Here is an 8,624-nt window from a genome sequence, read left to right as displayed (position 1 = left end):
TCATCCCGCCTGGAGCGCCGTGGCCCGCGTGGCCCGGTGCGCCCGGTGCGCCCGGGCGAAATCGACGACCTGGCCGGCCATCGCGGTCAACTGCCCCTGGATGTGCGGGTCGTCGCACTGCCCGTCCGCGGTGAAGCCGGTGGTCGCGCTGTTCATCGCCACACCCAACGGGGTGCTCCACCCCCGCAGCGCGTGCACGACGTCGCGCAGCGCGCCCAGGGTCGTCACCGCGCCCTGCCAGCCCTGCCCCACCGCCAGGCAGCCGACGGCCCGCCCGGTGAGGTAGGGCCTGCTGTCCCCCCGCAGTTCCTCGGTGTAGTCCAGGGCGTTCTTCAGCAGGCCCGACAGCGTCCCGTGGTACGCCGGACTCGCCAGGACCACACCGTCGGCGGCGGTGATCGCGGCCAGCAGGCGGTGCGCCTCGGGCGAGCGTGACACGGCGCGAGGGTCGTACAGCGGCATGACCAGATCGGCGCCGCCGATCAGCTCGACGTCCGCGCCGAGCCGGGCCGCTTCGGCCAGCACGACATGAAGGCCCCGCTCCGCCGTGGAGCCCGGCCGGGAGGACCCCCCGATTCCAACGACCTTGACGGCCTGCTGCATGAACCCACCCATTCGCTCGGCGTACTCCGGTCACCCGGAGCCGTTGCGCCCCCAACCCTTCGTCACGCCAAACGTCGAATCAACGGTGTGCCGAAGGGCAGTTCCGATCGTCGGCTTCGGTGTTTCCGATCGCCTCGGGCCGATCGGAACGGCCGATGGCGGCTATCGGCCATCCGCTCCGGCGCTGATTGCCGCTCGGGTGCGGCGCGGCGATAATTCGTGCCACCTCCAGGATTCCGGTCGCCGCACGGGCACGCACCGGCTCTACTCGATCGGCGATGTCCATGCCCCTGGTCGACGACCCGCTCGCTCCGCGCATCGCCGTCGTCGGCGCGACCGGCGCCGTGGGCGGCACGCTGCTCGAACTCATCGAGGACCGGGGACTGCGCTACCGGCAACTGCACTTGGTGGCCTCCGCCCGCTCGGCCGGGCTCGACATCCGGGTGGGGGAGCGGGACCACCGGGTCACCGACCTCACCGCGTTCCACTTCGGCGACGCGGACGTCGCGTTCTTCTGCGCGGGCCACGCGGTCAGCCGCGCCTGGGCCCCGGTCGCGGTCGCCCACGGCACGCTGGTGATCGACCACTCCTTCGCGTTCCGGATGAACGCCGAGACCCCGCTGGTCGTCCCGCAGGTCAACTCCGCCCTACTGGAGCGCCGTCCGCCGTCCGGTGTGATCGCCAGCCCCAGCGCCGCGACGATCCCGCTGGTCCGCGTCGTCCACGACGTCGAGCGGCGCTGGGGGGTGCGCCAGATCGTCGTCAGCACGTACCAGGCCGCGTCCGGCTGCGGCCACGCCGGCATCGAGGAGCTTCAGGAGGCGTCCCGGCTCGCCCTCCAGGACCCGCAGGCGGAGATACCGGCCAAGGAATTCACCCCGGCGCTCGCCTTCAACGTGGTGCCCCGAATCGGCCAGGTCCTGGACGGCGGCTCCACCCTCCAGGAGCACAAGCTCCTCCAGGAGTCACGCAAGATCCTGGACCTGCCCGGCCTTGACGTGTCGGCCACCTGCGTCCGGGTCCCGGTGGTCAACGGCCACTCGGCGGCGCTCTGGGTCGAGTGCCTGGCGCCGGTCGAACAAGGGGAGTTGAGCGCGCTGCTCGGCTCCCTCGCGGACGTGACCGTCCACGACGACGGCACGCACGGCGACGTCCCGACGCCCACCACGCTGGGCGACCCGAACCACATCCACGTGGGCCGCATACGGGTCTCCCCCACCAATCCCAAGAGCTTCCTGCTCTGGCTCGTCACCGACAACCTGCGCGTGGGCGCGGCCCTCAACGCGCTCCAGATCATGGAGGAACTGGTGGCCAGGGGCCACCTGTGAGCGGTCCCGGGTCCGCGCGTGGGGTGCGCCCGTGTGTCCGCCGGTGCCACGTCGTGGCGTGGGCCGGGTCCGCGCGTGGGGTGCGGCCGTGAATCCGCCGGCGCCATGACGCGGCGCGCGCGGGGTCCGCGCGGGGCGCGCCCGCGTACCCGCCGACGCCACGTCGCGACGCGCTCCGGGCCCGCGCATGGGGTACGCCCCGTGTGTCCGCCGGCGCTACGTCGCGAGGCGACGCCCGGCCGGGAACACGCGGCCGCCGGTACGTCATCGACGTACCGGCGGCCGGACAACGGCCCGGTCTCGGGCCTGCCCTCAGCCCACCAGCTGAAGCTGCTCGCGCTGCGGCGTACCCGCGTGCGGTTGCGTCCTTGCCTGTGCCTGCGCATTTGCCTGTGCCTGCGTCCTCGACTGCGCCTGCGTCCTTGCCTGCGGACGTGCCGGGAGCCGGTCGTCCTGGGCCATGAACTGCGCCATGTGGTCGACGAACACCCCCATCTCCCGGGTGTACTGCCTGCCCCGGCGCCACGCGATCTGCGTGAACACCTCGAACGGCGGCTCCCAGTCGAGGACCGCGAGCGTTGTGGCGGCGACCGCGTCGGCCACCGCCATGGCGGGCAGCACACTCACGCCGAGCCCGGCCGCGAGCCCGCGCTTGACGGACTCGATGTTGCCGAACTCCAGCAGTTCCACGGGCCGGCCCGCGCTGTCGTTGAGTTCCGCCTCGAACAGCCCCCGGTACACCGACCCGGCCTCGGGCGCCAGGACGCGCGCCGCGCGCAGATCCTCGGTGCTCACGTGCCGCAGCGCCGCGAGGGGATGCCAGGGCGCGGCGACCGCGACCAGCGGCTCGCGCCCCAGCACCTCGGTGCGCAGCCCCGGGTGCTCCGTCCGCGCCGCCATGAGGAACCCCATGTCGAAGGCGCCCTGGCGCAGCGCCTCGCACGTCTGGGCACACTGGCTGGGACGCGGCGCGAGCTGGAGCAGTGGGTAGCGGTGGTGGAAGTACTCAAGTACCGGCGGCATGCGGTACGACGTGAGGCTCTCCGGCATGCCGATGGTGAGGACCCCCGAGGGCTCCGCCCAGCCGGTGGTCTTGTCCCGGGCCTCCTCGACCAGGGAGAGGATCTGCTCCGCGTACGGTACGAGCCGTTCCCCGGCCGGGGTCAGCCGGATCCGTCCGCGCAACCGCTCGAACAGCTCGACGCCCAGGGCCACTTCGAGCCCCTTGACCTGTGCGGTGACGCTGGACTGCGCGTACTTCAGCTCGGCCGCCGCCCGGGTGAAGCTCAGCAGCGTCGCGACGCGGTGGAAGGTGGTCAGCTGTCTCAGGTCCACACCGGCTCCCGACGGTCCGGGCGGCCGGCGCGGGGTACGACGGCCATCAAGTGTCACTGCCAGCCCATGTCCTGCTGGGACACCTGGCCGGGCGCGATGCCCTGCCCGGCGGGCGCGGCCGAGGCGACCGCGACGGCGGCCGGCCCGGGGGCGGCGCCGGCGGCCACGGCGGGGGCGAGCAGCGCCGCGGCGGTGAGTGCGACGGCCTTGGCGATACGGGCACTGAACATGTCCGGCGTCCTTTCGGGACGTAAAACCATGGCGAGGAGTCACGGCTGAAAACTTGTTCCTGGCGGAGTCGTCCGCCTCGGAAGTAGCATCACCGCTGGTGATCCTTGGGGGAAGGAAAACGGCGGGCCGCATTGGGTCATGACCCAAAGTGGCCACCGTGTCACCGAACGGCCCGACGGTGGGCCGCCCCCGCGCCTGGAGAAGGACGTTGGAGCAACACACCGCCGGATCGGGGGACTGAGCGATGCTGGAACTACTGGGACTGGATACGCCAACAGAAGCGGTGTACCGGGCCATGCTGGATCGGCCTCAGGACGACGTCGCCGCCATCGCGCGCCGCGTGGACCTAGCCGAGGACGCCGTCCGGGCCGCCCTGGACATGCTGACCGAACTGTCCCTCGTCCAGCCGTCCGCGGGCTCCGCGCAGCCGCCCCGGGCGGTCAGCCCCGAGCTGGGGCTCGACTACCTGCTGGCCCGCAGGCAGGCGGAGTTCGCCCTTCAGCGCCAGCGCATCGCGGAAGCCCGTACGGCTGCTTCGCAGTTGATATCGGAGTACGCCGGCCGTCATCCCGTGAGCGGCCCGGTGAGCATGGAGCACCTGGCCGACGTGGCGCAGATCCGTGCCCGGCTGGCCGTACTCACCGACAACGTGCGCCGGGAGGTGATGGCCTTCGCCCCGGGAGGCGCGCAGACCGAGGAGAACATGGCGTCCGCGCGGCCGCTGAACGAGCGGCTGCTGGGGCGCGGGGTGGTGATGCGCACGATCTACCTGGAGAGCGTGCGCGGTTGCGCGGCGAGCGTGGCGCACGCGAACTGGCTCACCGCGATGGGCGGCCAGGTCCGCACGGCCGGGGAGCTCCCGCTGCGCATGACGCTCCTTGACCGTACGACGGCCGTGGTCCCCCTCAACGACGAGGACAGCAGCGAGGGCGCCGTCGTCATCACGGGCAAGGGCACGCTGACCGCGCTGTGCACCCTCTTCGAGACGGTCTGGGAGAACGCGAGCCCGCTGAGCGTCAAGCCCCGCCGCGACGCCGACGAACTCGACCGGCAGGAGGCGGCGACCCTGCGGCTGCTCGCCGAGGGCCACACGGACGAGGGCATAGCCAAACGCCTCGGCGTCTCACACCGCACGGCCCGCCGCATAGCGACGGGCCTGATGGACCGCCTCGGGGCCCGCAGCAGATTCGAGGCAGGCGTAAGAGCGGTCCAACGCGGCTGGCTCCCTCACGACGCGTGACGCCGGCGGCGGGCGGGGCGGCGAACAGTCCGTGCGGGCCACGCGGGTTGCGCCGCGGGCGGCGGGTCACGCGAGCGGTGCGGGTGCGCGGGTTACGCGGGGCGGGCGGGTTACGCGGGCGCGCGGGACACGTAGGCGCGTGACCGGGCGTGGCCCGAAGCGCTGGCGCCGGCGTCGGAAGGCGCACCACGACCTGAACCGTTGGCGCCCCGGTCCGCCGACGGCGTGCGCCGGGGTTGGTTCGGCAACCGGGCCGACTCGGCATCCCGGGGCGGGCTCGTTGGCCGAGGCCGACCAGGCAACCGGGGCGGGCTCGGCCACCGCAGTCGCCGGCTCGGCAGCCGGGGCGGGCTCGCCACCACAACCGACCAGCTCGGCAGCCGGGCCGGACCGGCACCCGGGGCGGGCTCGTTGGCCGGGGCCGACTCAGCACCCGGGGTCAGCGCGGCGGCCGAGGCTGGCTCGGCCACCGCACTCGATCCGGCTCGGCCACCGCGCTCGATCCGGCTCGGTAACCCGGGCCGGATCGGCAACCGCAGCCTGCCCGGCAACCGGGGCCCCGGGGGCTCCGCCCCCGACCCCGTTCGGGCTGAAAGGCCCTTAACCGGCCCGACGGACACTCACCAGCGGACACTCACGAGCGGACACTCAACGGCGCACACTCAGGGGCCGCTGGTCGGTCCAGACGTCCTCCACATGCGCCAGGCACTCCTCGCGGGACCCGCTGACGCCCACACCCCGCCACCCCGCCGGTACGTCGCGCCCCTCCGGCCAGATCGAGTACTGCTCCTCATCGTTGATCACAACGGTGAAACGGCTCTCTTGGTCGTCCTGGACCACGACCCACCTCCACGGATTGCTAGGTCTGCACGGACCAGCCTCTGCGGCCGCGCCCTCCGCCACAACACCCCGCCGATGCAAGCTCCCGAACCCCCACATCGACAGATCCGATGCCCGCCACCGAACGGACCGCCGACCAACTCACCGGCGCCAAGCTCTCACCTGCGTTCGAGCAGAGGAGACCCCGTCCGTACTCTGCCGGAGCCGCACCACTTCAGCCGTCGACTGGGAGCCTGCGCATGAGCGATCAGCTCGATCAACCGGATCAGCCCGACCAGCAGAGCAAGAAGCCCTTCCTGTACGTCGTCGTGTGCGCGGCCGCGATCGCCGGTGACGTCGGGAAACTGATCACCGCTGCCCAGGAAGAGACCTGGGATGTGGGTGTCATCGCCACCCCGCAGGCCCTCGGATTCATCGAGGCCGAGGCAATCGGAGCTCAGACGGGATACCCGATCCGTTCGGCGTGGCGCTCGCCTGGCGATCCGCGTCCTCTGCCGCCCGCGGACGCCATCGTGGTGGCTCCGGCGACCTTCAACACGATCAACAAGTGGGCGGCGGGGATCTCCGATACCTTGGCCCTGGGCATCCTGTGCGAGGCGCACGGCTTCGGCATCCCCACGGTTGTCCTCCCGTACCTGAACGCGGCCCAGGCCGCCCACCCGGCGTACAGCCGGAGCCTGGACCGGCTGCGCGAGATGGGCGTCCTCATCGGCTCGTACGAGCCGCACAAACCGAAGGCGGGCGGCGGCGGCGACCGTTTCCGCTGGGACGAGGCCCTGGACCTTGTTGGTGCGCCGGCCGGCCAGGTTCACCGGGTGAGTGGTGACCGGTTCCGCATGGGGGTCGGGGTTGGTGCCGAGTGTGGATCGGCGAACCAGCTGTCGCGGGCGGCGCTCAAGCCGTCTGCCGGCGGGTCGGGGAGCAGTTCGAAGACCTTCCATGCGTACCCGTAGGGATCAAGGCACTCGAAGTACCGCTCGCCCCACGGCGCGTCGAGGGGACCGGTGGTGCCGGTGCACCCGGCCAGACGGCAGTAGACGGCGGTCGCGTTGGCGTCGTCCACCTCGATGCCGATAACCACGCCGAGACCCCGTGGCCCGGTCTTCGTCATGCGTTCGCGGTCGTTGTCGGGAAATGGCATGCCTACCAGCGCGTCGACGAGTAACTGGAACTCACCGCGGCGCAGGATCGCCATGACCGTCGAGCCGTCCGGTCCCGGTATCGCTCCGATCGGCTCGAATCCGAGCCCCTGGTAGAACCTGGCCGCTTCGGTGACGTCTGGGACGCGAAGCCCGACCCGGAAGAAAGCCTCATCGGCCATTTCGCTCTCCGTTCAGCATGTTGGTCACTACCGACACGATGCGTCAACGCGGGGAATGGCGGCCAGTAGGTGTGGACTGCTCACACTGCTTGCGTCCGGGGTCGGCCACGGCGGCGCTGGTGTTCGATGCGGATGCGGGCGCGTCCGGGGTTGACGGTGTCGGCGAAGAGGTGTGTGCCGGGCAGGCCCAACGTCAGCGCCATCAGCGGGGGCTCGAAGTCCGCGTCCAGGCCGCCGGGCGAGAGCGAGGCGATGGCACGTAAAGGGTGATGGGTGGGGCGCATGTCGGCGGCGTGGACGACGAGGGCATTCTCGTGGGCCGCGACGGGCACGCCGAGCAAGCGCAGAGCTGCGACCATCGGTGCGACATCTTCGCTGCGTACGCCCTCGATGCGGCCATCGCCGCGCGTGGTGGCGAGCGCACACGCCAGGGTGCCGGCCTCGATCTTGTCGCCGGGGACCATCCAGACCCCGGGTTCTTGCGGGCCAGCCACGGGCGGGACGAGGGCGATGAGGTGCTCGGTGGCCTGGGCCGACCAACCGGCCGTCCGAAGCGCCTCAAGAACGCTGATGACTTCGGGGGACAGGTTCGGCTGCCCCAGCCGGAGAGGGCGCTCGGCGATCACCGCCCGGAGAATCGCCGCGATGCTGGCGCCGCGCGAGCGGAAGGGCAGCACGACCGACACTGAGCCGGTGTGCCAGCGCCCAGCCTCGACGTCGTATCCGTGGTCGTCGACTGCGAAGCGGTCGCCGAAGGTCTCGTAGACCCGGAAGTGCTGTTCCATGCCGCGCTCCCCGATCCGGCAGCCACCTGGCCAGGGCAGCGAGGCCCGGCCGTGCGCGGCGAGGAGAGCCGGCACCAGGTAGTACGAGGCGCGGATGCGGGCGGCGGCTTCGAAAAGCTCCGGGGCGATGCGAGCGCCGTCGCTGGGGAGGACCAGGACTGTGTTCGGCTCGCCGACCGGGCGGGCGATGCGGTGTCCGGCGTACTGGAGCAGCGTGAGCATGGCCTGCACGTCCGCGTTGGCCGGGACGTTGGCCAGCTGGACGGGCCGACGCAGGGCGGCAGCCGCCGCGAGCAGGGGGAGCGCGGCATTCTTGGAGCCGTCGACGGTCACTGTCCCGGCGAGCGGCGGTCCGGGACGGATCGCGATCACCTCCGACGTCACAGCCGCAAGCTGGGTCGTTGTCACAGTCATCTCCTCGGAAGCGGAACGTGCAGCGACGAATGGGGAGTTGGCTCGTGCTGTACGGGGATTTCGGCCCAGCACCGCTTGCCCGACTCGGTCGTCTCGACGTCGTGCCGGACCGCGAGCGCGGCCACGATGAACAGCCCCCGGCCGTGCTCGTCGTCCCCAGTCGGGAGGCTGAGCGTGGGGAGGGCGGGGCTGGAATCGCTGACTTCGACGCGTACGGTGTCGCCCTTCAGCCGGGCGGCCACCGAAATGGGGCCGTCTCCTGCGTGCTGCACGGCGTTGGTCAGCAACTCGCTGGTCACCAGCGCCACGGTCTCCACGACGCTGCTGCCGACCGGAAGTCCCCAGCCGCATATCCCAGCGACGACCCGGTGCCGTGCGTGCGCGACGGCGACCGCTGTGCCGGGTACAGAGAAACTGAGGTGCTGCGATTCCACGGGCTGCCTCCCAAGCGAGTGCGGCCCCACCAAGGAACCGGCTCGGGCAGGGGACGGGCCAGCTCAGGTGCCGGTGCTGCATCGCTTATGCAG

At 71.7% G+C, this 8,624-nt stretch carries 9 protein-coding genes and 1 pseudogene; 3 read left to right on the top strand and 7 right to left on the bottom strand.

Annotation, left to right across the window (positions count from 1 at the left end; translation table 11 throughout):
• Positions 1–615 carry an NADPH-dependent FMN reductase gene (locus ABR738_RS19490; RefSeq protein WP_350231261.1) on the bottom strand — a complete coding sequence of 205 codons (615 nt, stop codon included), beginning with the start codon at positions 613–615 and terminating at the stop codon, positions 1–3.
• A 266-nt stretch (positions 616–881) separates the two neighbouring features.
• On the opposite strand from ABR738_RS19490, the gene ABR738_RS19485 reads away from it, so the two are divergent.
• Complete coding sequence (locus ABR738_RS19485; RefSeq protein WP_350231260.1) at positions 882–1,931, top strand: aspartate-semialdehyde dehydrogenase; 1,050 nt, start codon at positions 882–884, stop codon at positions 1,929–1,931.
• A 312-nt stretch (positions 1,932–2,243) separates the two neighbouring features.
• On the opposite strand, the gene ABR738_RS19480 is transcribed toward ABR738_RS19485, so the two are convergent.
• Complete coding sequence (locus ABR738_RS19480) at positions 2,244–3,266, bottom strand: LysR family transcriptional regulator (protein WP_350231259.1); 1,023 nt, start codon at positions 3,264–3,266, stop codon at positions 2,244–2,246.
• Between the two features lie 53 nt (positions 3,267–3,319).
• A complete protein-coding gene (locus ABR738_RS19475) occupies positions 3,320–3,496 on the bottom strand; it encodes a hypothetical protein (protein ID WP_350231258.1) in 177 nt (58 codons plus the stop codon).
• Positions 3,497–3,792: 296 nt separating this feature from the next.
• Here ABR738_RS19475 and ABR738_RS19470 point away from each other — a divergent pair, with 296 nt between their 5' ends.
• Entirely contained in the window at positions 3,793–4,737 is a 945-nt protein-coding gene (locus ABR738_RS19470) for a helix-turn-helix domain-containing protein (protein WP_350231257.1), read from the top strand.
• A 648-nt stretch (positions 4,738–5,385) separates the two neighbouring features.
• Here ABR738_RS19470 and ABR738_RS19465 read toward each other — a convergent pair.
• Positions 5,386–5,577 (bottom strand): MbtH family protein, encoded by a 192-nt coding sequence (locus ABR738_RS19465; RefSeq protein ID WP_350231256.1) that lies wholly within the window; start codon positions 5,575–5,577, stop codon positions 5,386–5,388.
• A gap of 239 nt (positions 5,578–5,816) precedes the next feature.
• On the opposite strand from ABR738_RS19465, the pseudogene ABR738_RS19460 reads away from it, so the two are divergent.
• Positions 5,817–6,365 (top strand): annotated as a pseudogene (locus tag ABR738_RS19460) (flavoprotein); the annotation flags it as partial.
• 20 nt (positions 6,366–6,385) lie between these two features.
• On the opposite strand, the gene ABR738_RS19455 reads toward ABR738_RS19460, so the two are convergent.
• The 3 genes from ABR738_RS19455 to ABR738_RS19445 all read right to left on the bottom strand — a co-directional run bounded on the left by ABR738_RS19455 (position 6,386) and on the right by ABR738_RS19445 (position 8,531).
• A complete protein-coding gene (locus ABR738_RS19455) occupies positions 6,386–6,898 on the bottom strand; it encodes a VOC family protein (RefSeq protein WP_350231255.1) in 513 nt (170 codons plus the stop codon).
• Positions 6,899–6,978: 80 nt separating this feature from the next.
• Positions 6,979–8,091 (bottom strand): carboxyvinyltransferase, encoded by a 1,113-nt coding sequence (locus tag ABR738_RS19450; protein WP_350231254.1) that lies wholly within the window; start codon positions 8,089–8,091, stop codon positions 6,979–6,981.
• A gap of 2 nt (positions 8,092–8,093) precedes the next feature.
• A complete protein-coding gene (locus ABR738_RS19445) occupies positions 8,094–8,531 on the bottom strand; it encodes an ATP-binding protein (protein WP_350231253.1) in 438 nt (145 codons plus the stop codon).
• Between the last annotated feature and the right edge of the window lie 93 nt (positions 8,532–8,624).

The organism is Streptomyces sp. Edi4 (genome assembly GCF_040253615.1).
GTDB lineage: Bacteria > Actinomycetota > Actinomycetes > Streptomycetales > Streptomycetaceae > Streptomyces.
Note: the sequence above shows the minus strand (reverse complement) of the source record. Positions and strands in the feature narration are given on the sequence as shown.

Coding starts and splice junctions, on each gene's coding strand:
- ABR738_RS19490 (WP_350231261.1), bottom strand. CDS start 615: ATGGGTGGGTTCATGCAGCAGGCCGTCAAGGTCGTTGGAATCGGGGGG.
- ABR738_RS19485 (WP_350231260.1), top strand. CDS start 882: ATGTCCATGCCCCTGGTCGACGACCCGCTCGCTCCGCGCATCGCCGTC.
- ABR738_RS19475 (WP_350231258.1), bottom strand. CDS start 3,496: ATGTTCAGTGCCCGTATCGCCAAGGCCGTCGCACTCACCGCCGCGGCG.
- ABR738_RS19470 (WP_350231257.1), top strand. CDS start 3,793: ATGCTGGATCGGCCTCAGGACGACGTCGCCGCCATCGCGCGCCGCGTG.
- ABR738_RS19455 (WP_350231255.1), bottom strand. CDS start 6,898: ATGGCCGATGAGGCTTTCTTCCGGGTCGGGCTTCGCGTCCCAGACGTC.